This window comes from Streptomyces chartreusis (assembly GCF_008704715.1).
GTDB lineage: Bacteria > Actinomycetota > Actinomycetes > Streptomycetales > Streptomycetaceae > Streptomyces > Streptomyces chartreusis.
On the sequence record NZ_CP023689.1, the window covers coordinates 2,452,016 to 2,471,798 of the forward strand.

Below are 19,783 nucleotides of genomic sequence, written 5' to 3' on the forward strand. Positions count from 1 at the left end.
CGTATGCGCGACAGCCGCCGAGTGGGGGTTTGTCGCGCAGTTCCCCGCGCCCCTTAGGGTGTTGCTGTGAGCCATGATTCGTCGTCCGGCGGCGACAGTCCTTTCCGGCCCGGTCCCGACGTACGCGACGAGGCGCCGCAGTTCGTGCTGCCCCTGGTCGTCCGCATCGAGCGGAACGCTCCCCCCGCCCGCACCGACGCCCTCGAGACCTCCGCGCGTGCCGTCCTGACGATCCTCAGTGACGAGCGGTCGCTCGGTGAGGGCGAGTGGGCGCAGGCGATCCATGACTGGCAGGACGCACGCATCCGCAAGGTCGTGCGGCGGGCCCGTGGGGCCGAGTGGAGGCGGGCGGAAGGGCTGCCGGGGATCACCGTCACCGGGAAGTCGGCCGAGGTGCGGGTCTTCCCGCCGGTGCCGCTGGACGGCTGGCCCAAGGAGCTGGCGAAGCTCCAGGTCTCCGGAACCGACCTCGACGATCCGGAGCCGCCCGTCGACGCCGACCCCTCGGCGCCGGTGCTCTGGCTGAACCCCGAGCTCGACATGTCGGCCGGCAAGGCGATGGCGCAGACGGGGCACGCGGCGCAGCTCGCCTGGTGGGAGCTGTCGGACGAGGAGCGGGCCGGCTGGCGTGACGCGGGGTTCCCACTGGCCGTACGGGCCGCGGACCCGGCGCGCTGGGGCGCGCTGACGAGCGGTGCGCTGCCGTTGGTGCGGGACGCGGGGTTCACGGAGATCGCGCCCGGCTCGTGCACGGTCGTCGCCGACCACCCGGCGCTGCGGCGGACGCCCCGCGGTTGAACATCCCGGCCGTCCCGCCCGTACGAGCCTGTGGCGGGGCGCGGTCCCAACCTCAAATGTTGCTCTGAAGGTGGCCCCCGAGGGGTTCGGCCCCCTGCTCAGGGGCCATACCCCCGTCACATCCGACACGGAGCAGGCCGAGGAGGGGACGATGGAGCGACTGGGTACGGGAATCGGATGGCGTCCGGAGATCGCGGACGCCGTTGAGCGCATGCCGGGCATCGACTGGGTCGAGGCCGTCGCCGAGAACGTCTGCCCCGGCCATCTGCCGGAGTCCCTGGTACGGCTGCGGGAGCGCGGTGTCACCGTGATCCCGCACGGTGTCTCGCTGGGCCTCGGCGGCGCCGAGCGGCCCGACGCGGGGCGGCTGGCCGCGCTCGCCGAGCGGGTGGAGGCGCTGGGGTCGCCGCTGGTCACCGAGCACATCGCGTTCGTACGGGCGGGCGGTGCGCTGACCGCCTCCCCGCTGCTGGAGGCCGGGCACCTGCTGCCGGTGCCGCGGACCCGGGACGCCCTCGACGTGCTGTGCGAGAACGTCCGGATCGCGCAGGACGCGCTGCCGGTGCCGCTCGCCGTGGAGAACATCGCCGCGCTGATCTCCTGGCCGGGCGAGGAGATGACCGAGGGGCAGTTCCTGTACGAGCTCGCCGACCGCACCGGCGTACGGCTGCTCATCGATGTGGCCAACCTGCACACCAACCACGTCAACCGGGGCGAGGACCCGGCCAAGGCGCTCGCCGAGCTGCCGCTGGAGGCCATCGCGTACGTCCATGTCGCGGGCGGCTTCGAACGCGACGGTGTCTGGCACGACAGCCACGCGCACCCCGTCCCCCAGCCGGTCCTCGACGTCCTCACCGACCTCGCCTCCCGGGTGTCCCCGCCGGGGGTGCTGCTGGAGCGCGACGAGAACTTCCCCGAACCGGCCGAGCTGGAGCGGGAGTTGGGGGCGATCCGGGGGGCGCTGGAGAAGGGCGCCGCCGAGCGGACCGCGCAGAGCGGGACGCCGGCGACCGGGAGCTCACGGGAGGCGGCGCCGGTCCAGGAGGCTCCTGAGCCCGTCCGGCAGCGGCTCGCTCTCGCGCAGGCCGCGCTGCTCTCCGCGCTGGTCGCCGGGACGCCCGTGCCGGAGGGGTTCGACCGGGTGCGGCTCGGTGTGCAGGCGCGGGCGCTCGCCGGGAAGCGTGCGGACGTCGTGGCGAAGGTCGCGCCCGAGCTGCCGGTGATCCTCGGCGACGGGTACCGGCCGGCCTTCCTCGGATACGCGCACGGGCACCCGATGACCGGCGGCTACCGGCGCGACGCACTGGACTTCGCCGGGTATCTGCTGACCGGCGACCGCTGCGAGGACGCGGGGGTGCGGGCCAAGTTGCGGGAGTGGTGGCTGGAGCGGTCGGGGCCCGCGCCGCGCTCCCGTCGTCCGGCGGTACGGCTGGCCCGGGCCACGCGCCGGGTGCTGCTGCGTCGGTGAGCGGGGGCGGACTACGCCGAATCCCACTCGCCGGTGGACGCGGTCGCGGCCGGCGAGTGTGCCGGGGTTAACACCGGGGCCCGTGCCGTGCTCCGCACGCCCGCTTGGCCCGTGTATGGCCCCATAAGCCCCTCGCCACTACTCCCTTTTCGCCCGTAAGCGCCCCGCTTGCAAGCATTCGCTCCTGTACGGAAGTTGGCGTAGGCGCCGAAGTAATATGCCAACCTCACCCTCGAAGCGCACTAACGTGCGGTGCCGCAACAGGAGGCACCATGCGATCCCGCAAGCGACCCCCGATCAACGGCCGCGGCATCTTCAGCGGCACCGGGATCATCGTCGCGGGCCTGATGGCGACGCTGCTGGCGATGATCTTCCCGATCTGGTCGTACGCCGACCGGTCCGGGACCGGTCTCGACGTGCTGAACGCCGACACCGTCTCGACCGGCTACGGGCCGCTGTCCGCCCTCGACCGCGACTTCATCACGAAAGTCCGGCTGGCAGGGCTGTGGGAACTGCCCGCCGGCCGGCAGGCCCGGCAGAAGGGCAGCACCCCGGCCGTACGGACCGCCGGTGAGCATCTCGTCGAGGGGCACGCGTTCCTGGACGAGCGGGTGCGCGACGTGGCGGCCAAGCTGAGCCTCCAGCTGCCCAACGAGCCCAGCGAGCAGCAGCAGGAGTGGCTGGCGACCCTGAACGCCGCGCAGGGCGTGGAGTACGACAGCCGGTTCGCGAACATCCTGCGGCTGGCGCACGGCAAGGTGTTCTCCGTCGTCGCCCAGGTCCGGGCCAGTACGCGCAACTCCCTCGTACGCAAGCTCGCCGACGACGCCAACACCACGGTGCTGGACCACATCACGGTCCTGGAGGCCACCGGGTACGTCGACTACGACGCCCTGGCACGGGACATGGTCGCCGACAGCACCCCGCCGCTGACCCCGTCCCCCGCCCCGCCGGGTCCGACCTCGGATCCCGCTCCGGCCGTCCCGATGACACCGCCCCCGTCGCCGGGGTACACCCTGCCGTCGGCCGCCAGCAGCCCGCGTCCGGAAGGCGGTTCCGGGGACTCCTGACGCCCCGCCCGGCCGATCCGGAACGTCACATCCCGGCAACTCTCTGTCCGTATTGTGAACAAGGCATGGCGTCGCACAGAGCCTTGGCATAGAAACGCGGCATGTTCTGGGTGCTTCTTCTGCTGCTGGCCTGGGCCGTCGCCGGCACGGCGTGCACGCGGCTGTGCCTGGCCGCCGTGCACACCGCGGCCATGGAAACGAAAGAGGCGGCCGCGGCCCGGGACCACGATCTGACGCTGTACGAGGCCGCGTTCCTGTCCGGTGGCCCCCGCAGGGTCGCCGATCTGACGCTGGTCTCCATGGCGCGCCAGCGGCGGCTGCTGCTCGCGCGCACCGGGTGGGCGACCGTCGTCGATCCGCGCGGCCGGGACGAGATGGAACGCTCGGTGATAGGGGCCATCGGGCCGGAGGGCCAGTCCCTGATCGAGCCGGTGCGCGACGCCGCGGCCGCCGCCGACGCGGTGGGCAGCCTCGGCGACCGGCTGGTGAGCGCGGGCCTCGCCGTGCCCGCCGGAGCGCGTGACGGCATAGGCGCCGCGATCCGTCAGGTGCGGCTCGCCGCCGCGGTCGTGGCGGCGCTCGGCGCGATCGCCCTGCTGGCGCCCGCCCAGTCGGACATGCCGGCGCACCTGGTCGCACTGTGGTTCGCGCTGCCGTTCGTGCTGACCCTGAGCTGTCTGGCCATCGCCCGCATCGAGATCCAGCCGTACGCGCGTTGGGCCTCCCCGGCCGGGCAGCGGCTGCTCGGTGCCCTGGTGCGGCACTCCGGGGGCGGCGGCGACCGTACGTACCTCACGTCCGTGGCCGTGCGGGGCGTGCGCGCGATCGGCGAGCCGGACCTGCGCGCGGCCTTCGCGCACCGCGAGCAGCACCACGAGGCGCTGCACCGGCGCGACTGACGGCGCCGCAAGTCGATAACGCATAGGGGGCATTGCGGCGACTTCGGCGAGGCGGTGCTTGCCTTCATCAACAGACGAACCAAATATCCCTTTTGTTGCTGCCGTGCACCGAAGGGAAATGCCATGCGAGCTGCCGCCCTCTACTCGGCCGCGGGGGCCATGCTCCTGTCCGCTCTCTCCCTGGCCCCGGCCACAAGCGCCGGGGCGGCTCCGGGAGCGGACGAGCGGCACGGCACGACGGTGGCCGCGGCGCGCGCCAAGGCCGCCGGCATCACCTTCGGGCGCTGCCCCAAGGCGCAGGGCCTGCCCGGCACCGTGCGGTGCGGCACGGTGTCCGTCCCGCTGGACTACGCGCACCCCGAAGGCAAGCAGATCCGGCTGCTGGTCAGCCGGGCGCAGGCCACGCACAAGGACCCGCACAACAGCAAGCGCCGGGTGCCGGGCAAGGGCGCCCTGGTCTACAACCCGGGCGGACCCGGCGCCTCCGGCATCCAGTTCCCGCTGATCGGGGTCGTCCCGGCATGGAAGCGGCTCGCGGCCGCGTACGACCTCGTCGGCTACGCCCCGCGCGGTGTGGGACCCTCGGCGCCGCTGTCCTGCCAGGACCCCAAGCAGTACTTCAAGGTGCCCTCGCAGGCCCCGACGTTCCCCTCCGAGGCGTACAAGAAGGAGCGCGTCGCCCGGGCGAAGGCGTACGCGCGCGGCTGCGCCGAGCGCGCCGGCAGCGCCCTGCGGCACTACAACTCCCTCAACAACGCCCGTGACCTGGACGTCCTGCGCGCCGCGCTGGGCGAGGAGAAGCTGACGTTCATCGGCGCCTCGTACGGCACCTACTTCGGCGCGCTGTACGCGCACCTCTTCCCCCAGCACGTACGGCGGATGGTGTTCGACTCCGCGGTGAACCCGGACCCGAAGCAGATCTGGTACCACAACAACCTCGCGCAGTCGGCCGCGTTCGAGGGCCGCTGGACGGACTTCCGGGAGTGGGTCGCCGAGCACGACGACGTGTACGGGCTCGGCATCACCGCCGACGAGGTGCTGGCCAACTACGAGAAGGTGCGCACCCGGCTCGCGACGCGGCCGGCCGGCGGGAAGATCGGGCCGGGGCAGTTGCAGGAGGCGTTCCTCCAGGCCGGTTATTACGACGACTACTGGCCCTCGCGGGCGCAGGCGCTGTCGGCGTATCTGAAGGGCGACGCGAAGCCGCTGATGGAGCTCGCTTCGCCGGTGACGGAGGCGGCGGCCGAGGAGGAGAACACGAACGCGGTCTACACGGCCGTGGAGTGCAACGACGCGCCCTGGCCGACGGACTGGGCGACCTGGGACCGGGACAACACCCGGCTCGCTCGCGTGGCGCCGTTCGAGACCTGGGACAACGCGTGGATGAACCTGCCGTGCGCCTTCTGGAAGGCCCCGCGGCAGCAGCCGGTGGACGTGCGGACCGGTCCGGGTGAGCTGCCGCCGACGCTGATCCTGGCCGCCGAGCGGGATGCCGCGACACCGTACGACGGGGCGCTGGAGATGCACCGGCGGCTCGCGGGCTCGGTCCTGGTGACCGAGCGGGACGCCGGGACGCACGGCATCGCGTACGGCCCGAACGCCTGCGTCAACGGCCACATCGACGCGTATCTGCTGGAGGGCCGTCTGCCGGCGCGGCACGCCTCGTGCGAGGGGCACCCGGAGCCGAAGCCGCAGCGGGCGGGCGAGCACAAGGCGAAGAAGCCCGCCACGCGGCACAAGGACCACCGCGAGACCGCGGCCCGTCCGTAGCCGGCAGCGCTCGCACGGCGAAGCCCCGCACCCCGTGGAGGGGGTGCGGGGCTTCGCCGTGCGAGCGGCTAGGCGAGTCCGGCGACCAGTTCGGCGACGGACCTGCGGCGGCCGGTGTAGAAGGGCACTTCCTCGCGGACGTGCATCCGGGCCTCGGAGGCGCGCAGGTGACGCATGAGGTCGACGATGCGGTACAGCTCGTCGGCCTCGAAGGCGAGGATCCACTCGTAGTCGCCCAGCGAGAACGAGGCGACCGTGTTGGCGCGGACGTCGGGGTAGCCGCGGGCCATCTTGCCGTGGTCGGCGAGCATGCGGCGGCGGTCCTCGTCGGGCAGCAGGTACCAGTCGTAGGAGCGCACGAAGGGGTAGACGCTGATGTAGTTCCGCGGCGTCTCGTCGGCGAGGAACGCCGGGATGTGCGAGCGGTTGAACTCGGCGGGGCGGTGCAGCGCCATGTTCGACCAGACCGGCTCGAGCGCGCGGCCCAGCTCCGTGCGGCGGAAGAGGTTGTACGCGTCCTGGAGCTGGTCGCTGGTCTCCGCGTGCCACCAGATCATGACGTCGGCGTCGGCGCGCAGGCCGGACACGTCGTAGGTGCCGCGGATCGTCACGTCCTTGGCGGCGAGCTGGTCGAACAGCTCCTGGACCTCGTCGGCGTAGCCCGCGCGGTCCTCGGGGAGCACGTCCTTCAGCTTGAAGACGGACCAGAGGGTGTAGCGGATGACCTCGTTGAGGTCCTTGGCCAGCTTGCCCTTGTTCGGGATCCTGCCGGACTCGGTGGTGGAGGCGTCGTCACTCATGCCCTTATTCTCCCGCTCCGCCGTGCAGACTCTGCACCGGGTTGGCGGTGAGCTCCTGCACACCGCCCGGATCGCCGTCGAGCTGGTCGACGGCGGCGTACGCGCTCGCGATGCACGCCGGGATGCCCACGCCGTCGTACTGCGCGCCGCACACCGCCAGGCCCGGCACCCGGGCGACGTGCTCGCGGACGCGGGCCACGCGCGCGTGGTGGCCGACCGGGTACTGCGGCAGGCCGTCGGTCCAGCGGGTCACGCGGGTCTCCAGCGGGGTCGCGTCGAGGCCGGTGGCCTCCTTGAGGTCCCGGCGTGAGACGTCGACGAGGCCGGCGTCGTCGCGGCCCAGGATCCCCGTCTCGCCGTACCGCCCGACCGAGGTGCGCAGGACGATCGTGTCCGGGTCCTCGTCGGCGATCCAGCCCCACTTCTGGGAGGCGAACGTCGACGCCTTGATGGTGCGCCCGTCGACCGGCGGCACGAGGAAGCCGCTGCCCGCCGGGAGCCCGGCGTCGGAGCGGCGGTAGGCGAGGGTGACCAGGGCCATGGAGGCGTACTCGACGCCTTCCAGCTCGGCGGCGGCCCCGGGCACCTCGGCGCGCAGCAGGGCGGCGGCGGCCGGGGCGGGCACGGCGACGACGACGGCGTCGGGACGCAGCACCCGGTCACCGGCGACCACGCGCCAGCCGCCGGACGCCTCGCGGCGCAGCTCGGTCACCGGTGCCCCGGTCACGATCTCGCCGCCCCGCGCGCGCACCGACTCCGCGACGGCGAGCGGGAGTCGGCCCACGCCGCCCTCGATGCCCATGAACACCGGTCCGGTCTGCTGGTTCGCCGTGGCCTTGGCCTGGATCTCCCGGACGGCCTCGGTGAGCGAGTCGTGGGTCCGCGCGGCCTGGTACAGCTGCGGGACGGCGGAGCGCAGCGAGATGCGGTACGCGTCGCCCGCGTAGACGCCGCCCAGCAGGGGTTCGACGAGGCGGTCGACGACCTCGCGGCCGAGGCGTGCCGCCACGTACGCGCCGACCGCCACGTCGTCGCCGACCTCGGTGCGCGGCAGGTCGGCGTCGCGCTCGATACGGGCCAGCCCTTCGTCGGACAGGACTCCGGAGAGGGCGGCGGCGGTGCCGGGGACGCCCATCACATGCCCCTTGGGCATGGGGCGCAGGGCGCCACGGGTCCAGATCGACGCGCTCGCACTGGCCGGCGGCTGGAGCCGCTCGGCGAGGCCGGCCTCCCGCGCGAGGGCGATCGCCTCGGGGCGGCGGGCCAGCATCGACTCGGCGCCGAGGTCCACGCGCACACCCGCGATCTCGCCGGGCAGCAGCTTGCCGCCGACCCGGTCCGAGGCCTCCAGGACGGTCACGTGTCTGCCGCGCTCCAGCAGCCGGTGGGCGGCCGCCAGTCCGGCGATCCCGCCGCCGACGACCACGACATGACCGGGCCGTACGGGGTTGTCGCCGGTGCGTGTGTCCTCGCTGTGCTCGCGCATGATCCCACTCTCTCAAACGCCACCGACACCGCTGCCACGGCCGTACGGCCCCCGTCGCGCCGCCGTCCGGCCCCGGGTCGTCCGCCGCGTGTGCCCGCCCCGAGTCCCGACCGTGACCGCATCGGGACCGTTTCCGGCCAACGTTCCGCGGGGTCCCCGCGTCGAAGGAGCGTCAGTCGTCACGACGACCCTCGGGGGTAGGCCCACATGCGCACACGACGTTCCGCACGACCGGTTCAGGCCCTGGCCGGCCTCCTGCTGGCCACCGCCCTCGCGCTCACCGGTTGCAGCGCCGCGAACGACTCGGGCGGCGACAGCAAGGCCGCCGCCGGCGAGGCCGCCCGGGCGGACTCCGACGGGGGCGCCAATTCCGACGCAGGCGCGAAGGAGGGCGCGCCCGGCACCGGCTCCGACGCCGGCCGGGCCACCACGCCCGCCAAGGTCAGCGCGAGCCACATCATCCGCACCGCCTCGCTGACCGTGCAGGTCAAGGAAGTGCCGAAGGCCCTCGACGAGGCCCGTGCCACCGCCGAGAACGCGGGCGGCTACGTCGGCAACGAGACCACCACCCGCGACGAGGAGGGCCACGAGCACACCCGGGTCGTGCTGCGGGTGCCCGTCGACAAGTACGCCGAGGTCCTCGCGGACCTGGAGGGCGCGGGCAAGCTGATCGAGCGCAGCGCCAAGGCGCAGGACGTCACCGACCAGGTCGTGGACGTGGAGAGCCGCATCAAGTCGCAGCAGGCCAGCGTGGCCCGGATCCGTGAGCTGATGGACCAGGCGACCAGGCTCAGCGACGTGGTGACGCTGGAGGGCGAGCTGAGCCGCCGGCAGGCCGACCTGGAGTCGCTGCTGGCCCAGCAGGCGTCCCTGAAGGACCGCACGAGCCTCGCGACGATCTCGCTGACCCTCTCCGAGACGCCGGTGAAGAAGGCCGCGAAGGACGACGACCCGGGCTTCGTGGACGCGCTCGCGGGTGGCTGGAACGCGTTCGTGACGATGCTGCGCTGGATCGCGGTGGCGTTCGGCGCGCTGCTGCCGTTCGCGGCGGTGGCGGTGCTGATCCTCCTGCTGTGGCTGAAGGTCCTGCGCCCCCGGCTGCCGCGCCGCCCGGCGACCGTGCCCGCGAGCCCCGTGCCGGGCCCGCTGCCGGCGGCCCGCCCCGCTCCGCGTCCCGCGCACGCGGGCGACGAGCAGAGCGGCGGACAGGACTGAAATTCCCTGCCCCCGTAGCGTGTTCGCATGAACATGAGCGCTACGAGGGGTGTGCCGGGCGAGCGGGAGCGGCTGGTGGTGATCGGCGGCGACGCCGCGGGGATGTCCGCGGCGTCGCAGGCTCGCCGCCTGAAGAGCGCCGAGGAGCTGGAGATCGTGGCCTTCGAGCGCGGCCACTTCACCTCCTTCTCGGCGTGCGGCATCCCGTACTGGGTGGGCGGCGAGGTGCCCGAGCGGGACCGGTTGATCGCCCGTACGGCCGAGGAGCACCGGGCGCGGGACATCGACCTGCGCATGCGGACGGAGGTCGTGGAGATCGACGTGGCCGGCGGCCGGGTACGCGCGCGTGACGTCGATTCCGGCGCCGAGTCCTGGACGTCGTACGACAAGCTCGTGATCGCGACCGGTGCCCGTCCGATCCGCCCCGACATGCCGGGCGCCGACGCCCCCGGTGTGCACGGCGTGCAGACCCTCGACGACGGCCAGGCCCTGATCGACCGGCTGGCACGCACGCGTGGCCGTCGCGCGGTGGTGGTCGGCGCCGGCTACATCGGCGTGGAGATGGCCGAGGCGCTCATCAACCGCGGCTACGAGGTGACGGTCGTCAACCGCGGCAGCGAACCCATGTCCACCCTCGACCCGGACATGGGCCGCCTGGTGCACGAGGCCATGGAGGGCCTCGGCATCACCATGGTCGACGACGCCGCGGTCACCAAGATCCTCACCGGCGACGACGGCGCCGTCCGCGCGGTCGCCACCGAGGACGCCGAGTACCCGGCGGACGTGGTGGTCCTCGGCATCGGGGTCCGCCCGGAGACCGCCCTCGCGCGGGCCGCGGGCCTCCCCCTGGGCGACCACGGCGGACTGCTCACCGACCTCGGCATGCGGGTCCGCGGCCACGAGAACATCTGGGCGGGCGGCGACTGCGTCGAGGTCCTCGACCTGGTCTCAGGCCGGGAACGCCACATCCCCCTGGGCACCCACGCCAACAAGCACGGCCAGATCATCGGCACGAACGCGGCGGGCGGCTACGCCACGTTCCCCGGCGTGGTCGGCACGGCCGTCAGCAAGGTCTGCGACCTGGAGATCGCCCGCACGGGCCTGCGCGAGAAGGACGCACGCAGGGCGGGCCTGCAGTACGTGACGGCCACGATCGAGTCCACGAGCCGCGCCGGGTACTACCCCGGCGCCTCCTTCATGACGGTCAAGATGCTCGCCGAACGCCGCACGGGTCGTCTGCTGGGCGTACAGATCGTGGGCCGTGAGGGCGCGGGCAAGAGGGTCGACATCGCGGCGGTCGCCCTGACGGCCGGCATGACGGTGGAACAGATGACGTCCCTGGACCTCGGCTACGCACCCCCGTTCTCCCCGGTCTGGGACCCGGTCCTGGTAGCGGCCAGAAAGGCGGTGAAGGCGGTGAACGCCGACCGCTCATGACAGACCGCGCCACCAACCCCCAAGGGGCGCGGGGAACTGCGCGATCAGCCACGAACGGCCCGCAGCCGCCGAGCACCCGCACCCCCACGGCGCTCACGCGCTGCCGTTGATCCTCTCGATGGCCTGCCGGGCCTGCTCGGCCGGCGGCCGGGACGGCAACGAGGAAACCGACGCACTCACACTCGGCGGCATCGCGGCAGCGGCGGCGGCCGCGGGTTGCTCCCCCGCCGGCTTCGCATGCGCCGCCGCGGGCCGAGCCGACCGCAGCCGATGACTCACGGCCTCGTCCAGCGTCACCGGCCGCTGCATCTGCGACGCGAGCCGTCCGGCCTCCTGGCCCAGCCGCGCCACGTCTTCCCACGGCAGCCGCACCACCAACGCGATCTCGGCCTCCCCGTCGGGCAACGCGTGAATCGGAGGAGTAACTCGGTCGTTCATCGCCTGTTCCTCACGTAGACCCCGCGACCCGCCTTCCCCGTGCCGCGGGCGGTTGCCGACTCATACGCAGGCGGCCACACCCCCGTTCACCCCGTACACCGATTCGCCGCACGGATCCCGGGCAGATACCAGTCGTGGTCATCCCCGTCCATGACGTGAACCCGGTGCGCCGCACCCCTTGGGTGACATACGCGCTGATCGCCGCGAACGTCCTCGTCTTCCTGTCCACGCCCGGCATAGCCGGGTCCGTGTCCGGTGAGAGCAGCCTGGCCCAGATGTGCCATCTGCACGCGTTCCTGGACCACTACGCGGCCGTGCCGCGGGAGTTGATCCACGATCAGCTGCCCGGCGTCGTCCCCACAGGACAGGTGTCCGCCGGCCCGAACGGCCCCGGCTGTGCGATCGGCCCGCCGGGCTACGAGAAGTCCCCCGCGCTGTCGGTCTTCACCGCGATGTTCCTGCACGGCGGCTGGGTGCACCTGCTGGGCAACATGCTCTTCCTGCTGATCTTCGGCAACAACATCGAGGACCGCATGGGGCACGTGCGGTACTTCCTCTTCTACGTCGTCTGCGGCTACGCGGCCGGCTACGGCTTCGCGTACCTCAACGCCGACTCGGCGGACCCGCTGATCGGCGCCTCCGGGGCCATCGCCGGTGTCCTGGGCGCCTATCTCGTGCTGTACCCGAGGGCCAGGGTGTGGGTCCTGGTGCCGTTCCTGATCTTCCTGCCGCTGCGGCTGCCCGCCTGGCTGGTGCTCGGGTTCTGGTTCGTGCTCCAGGCCGTGTACTCGTCCGGCGAGGGCGTCTCCGACGCGGGCACGGTGGCGTACGCGGCGCACATCGTCGGCTTCCTCGCGGGGATGCTGCTCGCCTGGCCGCTGAAGCCGGGGACACCGCCTCCGCCGGAGCCGCGGGGCCTGCTGTTCGGCAGACGGGCGCGACCCCGGCAGACGTGGTGAGCGCTCCTAGCGGGCGGTCCGGGTGTGGACGTACTCGACGAGCCGGGTCAGGGCGTCCGGGTCGGTGGACGGCATGACGCCGTGGCCGAGGTTGAAGACGTGGCCCTCGAGGCCGGCCGCGGCGTCCAGCACCTCGCGGGTCTTGACCTCGACCGCCTCGGTGCCGGCGAACAGGACGGTCGGGTCGAGGTTGCCCTGGAGCGCCTTGCCGGGGCCGACCCGGCGGGCGGCCTCGTCGAGCGGGACGCGCCAGTCGACGCCGACGACGTCCGCGCCGGCCTCGCCCATGAGCTTCAGCAGCTCACCGGTGCCGACTCCGAAGTGGATGCGCGGGACGCCGTACCCGGCGACGGCGTCGAAGACCTTCGCGGAGGCGGGCATCACCGAGCGGCGGTAGTCGGCGGGGGCGAGGGCGCCGGCCCAGGAGTCGAAGAGCTGGACGGCGGAGGCGCCGGCCTCGATCTGCACCTTCAGGAAGGCCGCGGTGATGTCGGCGAGGCGGTCGAGCAGGTCGGCCCACAGCTGCGGGTCGCCGTACATCATCGCCTTGGCGTTCTCGTACGTGCGCGACGGACCGCCCTCGACGAGGTAGCTCGCGAGGGTGAAAGGCGCGCCCGCGAAACCGATGAGCGGGGTGGCACCGAGCTCCGCGGTGAGCAGGCCGATGGCCTCGGTGACGTAGGAGACGTCCTCGGGCGTGAGGTCGCGCAGTTGGGCGAGGTCGGCGCGAGTGCGGATGGGGCGCTCGACGACCGGGCCGACGCCGGGCTTGATGTCGAGGTCGATGCCGATGGCCTTCAGCGGCACGACGATGTCGCTGAAGTAGATCGCCGCGTCCACGTCGTGCCTGCGCACGGGCTGGAGGGTGATCTCGGTGACCAGGTCGGGCCGCATGCAGGACTCGAGCATGCCGACGCCCTCGCGCACCTTGCGGTACTCGGGGAGTGAGCGCCCGGCCTGCCGCATGAACCACACCGGCGTGTGCGGCACGGGCTCGCGCCTGCATGCCTTGAGGAAGGCTGAGTCGTACGTGGCGGGCGGCGGCGTCTGGTTGGCACTCACGGGGGCAAGTCTCGCACGGCCGCGACGGGCTCCACGCCGGGGTTGCCGTGTTGTCCGGGTGTCTCTCCCTGCACGAAGCCCGCGTTCCCCTTAATCTTCCCGGCATGGCTGCGGCTCAGGGAAGACTGTCGGACGGCACTGGCGGAATGGATGACGCGAAGGAGGCCGGGGAGGGGGACCGGCATTCGCACAGTACGGCTCCAGCGGCGTTCCGTGCCGCTGTCGAGGCACTGCGGGCGAGTCGCCTGCGGCCGCAGATCGAGATCGAGCAGACCAAGGCGCCCCAGCGCCTTGCCCCGTACGCGTACGCCCTGGAGGCGGCGGTCGTCGACGGCGACGAGGATCTGGCCGACGGCCGGCTGGTGCTGCTGCACGACCCTTCGGGCCACGACGCCTGGCGGGGCACCTTCCGGCTGGTGACCCTGGTGCGCGCGGAGCTGGAGCCGGAGATGGCCGCGGACCCGCTGCTGCCCGAGGTGTGCTGGTCCTGGCTGACCGGCGCGTTCCAGGCGCGGGGGCTGTCGTACGGCGAGCCGAGCGGCACCGTCACGCGGGCGAGCTCCCACTACTTCGGCGGCCTGTCCGAGCGCCCGGCGGCCTCGCAGATCGAGATCCGTGCCTCCTGGACCCCGCGTGAGGGCCTGGGCGGGGTCCCGGACACCGCGGCCCATCTGGCGTCCTGGTGCGATCTGCTGGCCCAGATCGCGGGCCTGCCGCCGGCCGGTCCGGGGGATGCGTCGGTGGTGACGCTGCCTCAGCGCCGCGACCCGCAGTCCCGGTAAACACGCACGGCATCCGACGGCCGGAACCTTGACCGTCACTTTGTCGATACGGCCACTTTCGGTCAGGAAACAGTCCATGATCGAAGCGAATTACTCCCCGAACGATCGACCACGTGTCCGAATTGCCCCAATTGTTACTCACTAAATCGTGATCTTTCCCTAAAGGGCCAGAGGTTTGGTGCCGAAGACGACTGTGACCTTGAAAGCCGTCCCCGCACCCCAGGAGGCCCGGTGTCCGTTCTCCTCGAGCAGCCCGCAAGCCTGGTCGCCTACCGCCCGAACAAGCCGACCGCCATGGTGGTCGTGGCCGATCCGCGCGTCCGCTCCACCGTCACCCGTCATCTCTGGGCGCTCGGTGTGCGCGATGTCATCGAGGCCTCGTCCATCGCGGAGGCCCGTCCTCGCGTCGGCAACCCCCGCGACATCTGTGTCGCCGACGTCCACCTGCCCGACGGCTCGGGCCTCACCCTCCTGTCGGAGACCCGCGCCGCGGGCTGGCCGAACGGCCTCGCCCTGTCCGCCGCCGACGACATCGGCGCCGTACGCAACGCCCTCGCGGGCGGTGTGAAGGGCTACGTCGTCACCGGCACCCGCACCAACGTCGGGCTCCCCACCCGCCCCGGTGCCGCCCCCATCGGCGCCGCCGCCGCCCGTATGCACCGTCGCCACCCGGGTGCCCCGAGCCACCCGGGCGGCTACCGCGAACTGTCCGGCCGTGAGGTCGAGGTACTGCGGCTGGTGGCGGAGGGCCAGTCGAACAAGGCGATCGGCGTCTCGATGGGCCTGTCCGCCCTGACCGTCAAGAGCCACCTCGCCCGCATCGCCCGCAAGCTCGGCACCGGCGACCGCGCCGGTATGGTCGCCGTGGCGCTGCGCACCGGCATCATCCACTGAGCCCGTCCCCCGAGCCCGCCACCGACGATTCAACGCTTGATCATTCACTGACGTGAACGGGATCGGCCGCTGATCCCGCCCCCGTCCCCTGTCCGTCGTGAACCGGATCCTTCACTTGACTGACTGGTTTACGACCCTTGAGCGCCCGCCGACGGAACGTTCCGTCGGCGGGCGCTGTCCATACACAGATACCCTTGACATGTGACCGACGCCCAAGAAACCGCAGCAGACAGTTCACTGCGAACCACCGGAGGCGCCCCTCCGGAAGACGACGGATCTTCTGTTACGGAGGCGCCGATCCCTTTGCTTGAGCCCCGTGAGGGCATTCCGCCCGTGATCGCCGACGAGGGCGCGCTCGCCGAGGTGATCGCCGCCTTCGCCGCGGGCTCGGGCCCGGTCGCCGTCGACGCCGAACGCGCGTCCGGCTACCGCTACGGCCAGCGCGCCTATCTGGTGCAGCTGCGCCGCGCGGGCGCGGGGTCCGCGCTGATCGACCCCGTGGCCTGTCCCGATCTGTCCGGCCTCGGCGAGGCGCTGTCCGGAGTGGAGTGGGTGCTGCACGCCGCCACCCAGGATCTGCCCTGTTTGCGTGAGATAGGCATGGTGCCGACCCGGCTGTTCGACACCGAGCTGGCCGGACGCCTCGCCGGCTTCCCCCGGGTCGGCCTCGGCGCGATGGTCGAGGGCGTTCTCGGGTTCGTGCTGGAGAAGGGCCACTCGGCCGTCGACTGGTCGACCCGCCCGCTGCCGGAGCCCTGGCTGCGGTACGCGACGCTGGACGTCGAGCTGCTCGTCGACCTGCGCGACGCCCTGGAGAAGGAGCTCGACCGGCAGGGCAAGCTGGAGTGGGCGCGGCAGGAGTTCGACGCGATCGCTTCCGCGCCGCCCGCCGAGCCGCGCAAGGACCCCTGGCGGCGGACGTCCGGCATGCACAAGGTGCGCAGACGCCGGCAGCTCGGTGTCGTGCGGGAGCTGTGGCAGGCGCGGGACCGGATCGCCCAGAAGCGGGATGTGTCCCCGGGCAAGGTCCTCAGCGACGCGGCCATCGTCGAGGCCGCGCTCGCCGTGCCCGGCAATGTGCACGCCCTGTCCGCGCTGAACGGCTTCGGGCATCGCATGGGGCGCCGGCAGCTGGAGCAGTGGCAGGCCGCCGTCGACCGTGCGAAGGCCATGACCGAGGCCCAGCTGCCGGCCCCCGGCCAGCCGGTCGCGGGGCCGCCTCCGCCGCGAGCCTGGGCGGACAAGGATCCGGCCGCCGCCGCCCGGCTCTCCGCCGCGCGGGCCGCGGTGTCGGCGCTGGCCGAGCAGCTGAACATGCCTCAGGAGAACGTGATCACCCCGGACACCGTGCGGCGGGTCTGCTGGGAGCCGCCGAAGGAGGTGAGCGCGGAGACGGTCGCCGAGGCGCTGGCCGGCCACGGGGCTCGGCCCTGGCAGGTCGAGCAGGTCACGCCGGTTCTGGTGGCCGCCCTGTCCGCCTAGTCGCGCGGCCGCCCGCGCCCCCGGTTCTCACCGCGTCGCTCCCTTCGTGAAGCCGTTGTAGATGAACCGCTGGAGGAACAGGAAGACGATCAGTGTCGGCAGGATCACCAGGACCGCTCCTGCCGAGATCGTTTCCCAGTGGGCGCCGAACGGGCCCTTGAAGCGGAACAGCGACGTCGAGATCACGCCAAGATCTTCCGAGGGCATGTACAGGAACGGGATGTAGAAGTCGTTGTAGGTGGTGATGCCCTTGACGATCACCACCGTCGCGATCGCCGGCTTCAGCAGCGGGAAGATGATCCTGCGGTAGATCGTGAAGGCGTTGGCACCGTCCAGTCGGGCCGCCTCGTCCAGGGAGACCGGGATGGAGCGGACGAACTGGAGGAAGATGTAGATCGACACGATGTCCGTCCCCATGTAGAGGACGACCGGCGCCCAGATGCTGTCGAACATGCCGAGGCTGTTGACGATCTGGAAGGTCGCCACCTGGGTCGTGACACCGGGGACCAGCGCGGCGACCAGGAACAGTGCCACGACCGGCTTCTTGAAGCGGAACGTGAAGCGGTCGATGGCGTACGCCGTCATCGAGCCGATGAGGACCGTGCCGCCGATGGCGAGGAGCAGGATGACCGCCGTGTTGGCGAAGGCCGGGAGCATACGGCCGTCCTGGAACGCCGTCGCATAGTTGGAGAGGTTCAGCAGATCGTCGGGGAGGGCGAGGGCCCCGCTGCCGTTCGCCATCTCCCGCTCCGACTTGAGGGACGTGAGGACCACGGCCGCGGGCGGGAGCAGGACCACCACCGTCGCGGCGATGAGCGACGCGTACATCAGGGTGCGGGCCACGGTACGGCGGGTCATACGAGGTCCACCTTGTCGTCGGGGACGAGGCGTCGCTGCACCCAGGTCACCGCCAGGACGATCAGCAGCAGCACGACCGCGGCCGCCGAGGCGAGCCCCGTCTTGTTGAACTGGAAGGCCAGCTTCACGGTCTGGATCACGAAGGTCTCGGTGCCGGTCGCCCCGCCGGTCATGATGTACGGGATCTCGAAGACCGACAGCGAGCCGGAGATCGACAGGATCACGGTCAGGGACAGCACCGGCTTGATGCCGGGCGCGATGATGTGGCGGAACTGGTGCCGGCGGTTCGCGCCGTCCAGTTCGGCGGCCTCGTACAGCTCCCCCGGGATCGACTGGATCGCGCCGAGGAACAGGACGAAGTTCAGGCCCAGGTAGCGCCAGACGGAGACCGCCGCCAGCGAGGTGTTGGCGGAGGCCGGGGTGCCCAGCCAGGCTCGGTCCGTGTGCACGCCGAACAGGCTCAGCACCGAGTCGAGGGTGCCGCCGTCCTGGAAGAAGTACAGGAAGACGAAGCCGATCGCGACGCCGTTGATCAGGTAGGGGAAGAACAGCACGCCCTTGAAGAAGTTCCGGAAGCGGACGTTGAAACTCAGGACCGTTGCGAAGTACAGGGCGGCGACGATCTGGACGACGGAGGCGGCCAGGTAGTAGCCGCTCACCCAGAACACCTCGAACAGGTCGGAGCGGGTGAAGAGTTCGGTGTAGTTCCCGGCGCCGGTGTAGTGCAGCTCGGGGCTCACGCCGTCCCAGTCGGTGAAGCTGTAGGCGACCATGTTGGCGATCGGCGCGTAGGTGAAGACGATCAGCAGGGTGAGCGGCGCGAGCAGGAAGAGCCAGGGGGTGGCCCCGCGCCACAGCCGTGCCGTGCGCGGGGCGGGGGCCGGTCCGGGCACGGCCGGTCCCGGGGCCGGCGGGGCGGCCGCCTTCTCGGTGGTGTCCGTCATCAGGACCCCAGGGACGCTTGCGTGTCGGTCCACTTCTTCGCGAGGCCGGCCAGGAAGTCGTCCAGGCTGCCCTTGGTGGCGCCGCGGGCGAGGTCGACCAGGTCCTGGCGGTAGTCCGGCTTGTTGATGCCGACCTCGGACCGGTTGTCGATGGCCTTCACCTCGGCGCCCTTGGTGTCGTCGAGGTCGAGGAGTTCGACGCCCTGCTCCTCGTAGGGCGCCAGGACGTCGGGCAGCGGGGCGTCCTTGAGCGGGGAGAGGGCCAGGTTGTCCGCCGCGTAGCCGGACTTGTCGGTGAACCAGTCGAGCCAGGCGCGGGCCGCCTCCTTGTGCTCGGAGTGGATGTTGACGGCCTGGTTGTAGTCGGGCAGGGCGACCGCGCAGAACTTTCCGTTCCGCTGCACCGGGAAGGGCATGAACCCGATGTCGTCGGGGTCGGCGCCGGCCTGCTCGGCCGCGCCCCGCATCTGGATGACCGCCCAGGAGCCGAGCCACATCGTGGCGATCTCGCCCTTGGCGATACGGGGCTTGGACGCCTCCCAGTTGGTGGTCGTGGGGTCCTTCTCGACCAGTCCCTCGCGCACGATGTCGTACAGCAGGGTGTCGGCGGTGCGCAGGTCCGCGCCCTCGGCCCACGGGTCGCCCTCGGCGAGCCTGGTCGTGGCCTGTTCGTCGCAGCTGACCGAGCCGTTGACCTGGGTCCACTGGGTCAGCGGCCACATGTCCTTGAAGTTGGTGTAGTACGGGACGGAGTCGGTCCTCGACTTGATCGCCTTCAGGTCGGCGAGGAACTCGTCCGGTGTGGTGGGCCAGTCGGTGATGCCGGCCCGCTGCCAGACCTTCTTGTTGTAGATGAAGCCGGGGACCGCGCCGAGCGGGCTCTGGCCGTAGACCTTGCCGTCGACGGTGGTGTAGTCGGTGAAGCGGTACTTCTTGCTCCGCTCGGCCGGGGTGCCGAGGGAGGCGAAGAACCTCGGGTAGTCCTTCTTCTCGATCACGCCGGGGATCATGAGGACGTCGCCGTAGTTCTCCGTGTTCATACGGATCTTGACTTCGCCCTCGTAGTCGGTGACGGCGTCGAACTCGACCTTCACCTTCGGGTACGTCCTGCCGAACTCGGCGGCGTACGCCTTCATCGTGCCGTCCTGCACGAGGTCGGTGCGATGGGTGAGGACCGTGATGGTGCCGCTCACCTCTGACGGGTCGTCGGGCGCCTTGGCCTCCGCGCCCTTCGAGCTTCCTCCGGTGCCGGTGCACGCCGCGAGCAGCAGGGCGGCACCTGTCGTGATGGCGAGGACTGTACGGCGGTTCATGTGCGTCAGCTCCGTTCTGGGGACGGACGAGGACGAGCATGTGCGGGGTTGGCTGGTTCGGAACTCTGACAACGTTTTCTTAACCGGTAAAGTCCCTATCTCGCCAAC

Annotated in this window: 18 protein-coding genes; 11 read left to right on the forward strand and 7 right to left on the reverse strand. The window is 71.7% G+C overall.

The genetic code is table 11. The features are described 5' to 3' along the window. Window positions 1-66: 66 nt before the first annotated feature. From CP983_RS10295 to CP983_RS10315, 5 genes are all read left to right on the forward strand, one after another. Window positions 67-798, forward strand: a complete 732-nt coding sequence (locus CP983_RS10295; RefSeq protein WP_150499387.1) for a peptidyl-tRNA hydrolase — start codon at window positions 67-69, stop codon at window positions 796-798. 151 nt (window positions 799-949) lie between these two features. After that, the gene (locus tag CP983_RS10300) at window positions 950-2,266 is read left to right on the forward strand and encodes an MbnB/TglH/ChrH family RiPP precursor modification enzyme (protein WP_150499388.1); all 1,317 of its coding nucleotides are present in this window, start codon (window positions 950-952) and stop codon (window positions 2,264-2,266) included. A 272-nt stretch (window positions 2,267-2,538) separates the two neighbouring features. After that, window positions 2,539-3,336: a DUF4142 domain-containing protein gene (locus CP983_RS10305; protein ID WP_150499389.1), complete on the forward strand. Its 798-nt coding sequence runs from the start codon at window positions 2,539-2,541 to the stop codon at window positions 3,334-3,336. A gap of 101 nt (window positions 3,337-3,437) precedes the next feature. After that, window positions 3,438-4,235 carry a TIGR04222 domain-containing membrane protein gene (locus tag CP983_RS10310; protein ID WP_150499390.1) on the forward strand — a complete coding sequence of 266 codons (798 nt, stop codon included), beginning with the start codon at window positions 3,438-3,440 and terminating at the stop codon, window positions 4,233-4,235. Window positions 4,236-4,358: 123 nt separating this feature from the next. Continuing rightward, the gene (locus tag CP983_RS10315) at window positions 4,359-6,005 is read left to right on the forward strand and encodes an alpha/beta hydrolase (RefSeq protein WP_150499391.1); all 1,647 of its coding nucleotides are present in this window, start codon (window positions 4,359-4,361) and stop codon (window positions 6,003-6,005) included. A 68-nt stretch (window positions 6,006-6,073) separates the two neighbouring features. Here CP983_RS10315 and hemQ read toward each other — a convergent pair whose 3' ends face one another. Continuing rightward, a complete protein-coding gene (gene hemQ / locus CP983_RS10320) occupies window positions 6,074-6,805 on the reverse strand; it encodes a hydrogen peroxide-dependent heme synthase (protein WP_150499392.1) in 732 nt (243 codons plus the stop codon). 4 nt (window positions 6,806-6,809) lie between these two features. Continuing rightward, window positions 6,810-8,291 carry a protoporphyrinogen oxidase gene (gene hemG, locus CP983_RS10325; protein WP_150499393.1) on the reverse strand — a complete coding sequence of 494 codons (1,482 nt, stop codon included), beginning with the start codon at window positions 8,289-8,291 and terminating at the stop codon, window positions 6,810-6,812. Between the two features lie 207 nt (window positions 8,292-8,498). On the opposite strand from hemG, the gene CP983_RS10330 reads away from it, so the two are divergent. Next, complete coding sequence (locus CP983_RS10330) at window positions 8,499-9,506, forward strand: DUF4349 domain-containing protein (protein WP_150499394.1); 1,008 nt, start codon at window positions 8,499-8,501, stop codon at window positions 9,504-9,506. Window positions 9,507-9,533: 27 nt separating this feature from the next. Next, on the forward strand, window positions 9,534-10,943 hold the full coding sequence (locus CP983_RS10335; RefSeq protein WP_125528837.1) for an FAD-dependent oxidoreductase: 1,410 nt from the start codon (window positions 9,534-9,536) through the stop codon (window positions 10,941-10,943). A 93-nt stretch (window positions 10,944-11,036) separates the two neighbouring features. On the opposite strand, the gene CP983_RS10340 is transcribed toward CP983_RS10335, so the two are convergent. Then, window positions 11,037-11,381 (reverse strand): hypothetical protein, encoded by a 345-nt coding sequence (locus CP983_RS10340; RefSeq protein WP_125528836.1) that lies wholly within the window; start codon window positions 11,379-11,381, stop codon window positions 11,037-11,039. A gap of 134 nt (window positions 11,382-11,515) precedes the next feature. On the opposite strand from CP983_RS10340, the gene CP983_RS10345 reads away from it, so the two are divergent. Then, on the forward strand, window positions 11,516-12,340 hold the full coding sequence (locus CP983_RS10345; protein ID WP_150499395.1) for a rhomboid family intramembrane serine protease: 825 nt from the start codon (window positions 11,516-11,518) through the stop codon (window positions 12,338-12,340). Window positions 12,341-12,346: 6 nt separating this feature from the next. On the opposite strand, the gene hemE is transcribed toward CP983_RS10345, so the two are convergent. After that, complete coding sequence (gene hemE / locus CP983_RS10350; protein WP_107907648.1) at window positions 12,347-13,402, reverse strand: uroporphyrinogen decarboxylase; 1,056 nt, start codon at window positions 13,400-13,402, stop codon at window positions 12,347-12,349. A 146-nt stretch (window positions 13,403-13,548) separates the two neighbouring features. On the opposite strand from hemE, the gene CP983_RS10355 reads away from it, so the two are divergent. The 3 genes from CP983_RS10355 to CP983_RS10365 all read left to right on the forward strand — a co-directional run bounded on the left by CP983_RS10355 (window position 13,549) and on the right by CP983_RS10365 (window position 16,560). Further along, a complete protein-coding gene (locus CP983_RS10355) occupies window positions 13,549-14,184 on the forward strand; it encodes a DUF3000 domain-containing protein (protein ID WP_229914687.1) in 636 nt (211 codons plus the stop codon). A 231-nt stretch (window positions 14,185-14,415) separates the two neighbouring features. After that, window positions 14,416-15,078 (forward strand): response regulator transcription factor, encoded by a 663-nt coding sequence (locus CP983_RS10360; RefSeq protein ID WP_030967662.1) that lies wholly within the window; start codon window positions 14,416-14,418, stop codon window positions 15,076-15,078. A 201-nt stretch (window positions 15,079-15,279) separates the two neighbouring features. Further along, window positions 15,280-16,560, forward strand: a complete 1,281-nt coding sequence (locus tag CP983_RS10365; protein ID WP_150499397.1) for a ribonuclease D — start codon at window positions 15,280-15,282, stop codon at window positions 16,558-16,560. 27 nt (window positions 16,561-16,587) lie between these two features. Here CP983_RS10365 and CP983_RS10370 read toward each other — a convergent pair whose 3' ends face one another. Genes CP983_RS10370 through CP983_RS10380 form a run of 3 tightly spaced genes read right to left on the reverse strand, consistent with a single transcriptional unit; the run spans window position 16,588 to window position 19,675 of the window. Continuing rightward, window positions 16,588-17,418: a carbohydrate ABC transporter permease gene (locus tag CP983_RS10370; protein ID WP_150499398.1), complete on the reverse strand. Its 831-nt coding sequence runs from the start codon at window positions 17,416-17,418 to the stop codon at window positions 16,588-16,590. Then, complete coding sequence (locus CP983_RS10375; protein ID WP_150499399.1) at window positions 17,415-18,362, reverse strand: carbohydrate ABC transporter permease; 948 nt, start codon at window positions 18,360-18,362, stop codon at window positions 17,415-17,417. The genes CP983_RS10370 and CP983_RS10375 overlap by 4 nt, the downstream gene beginning before the upstream one ends. Beyond that, window positions 18,362-19,675 (reverse strand): ABC transporter substrate-binding protein, encoded by a 1,314-nt coding sequence (locus CP983_RS10380; protein WP_150499400.1) that lies wholly within the window; start codon window positions 19,673-19,675, stop codon window positions 18,362-18,364. The genes CP983_RS10375 and CP983_RS10380 overlap by 1 nt, the downstream gene beginning before the upstream one ends. Window positions 19,676-19,783 lie beyond the last annotated feature (108 nt).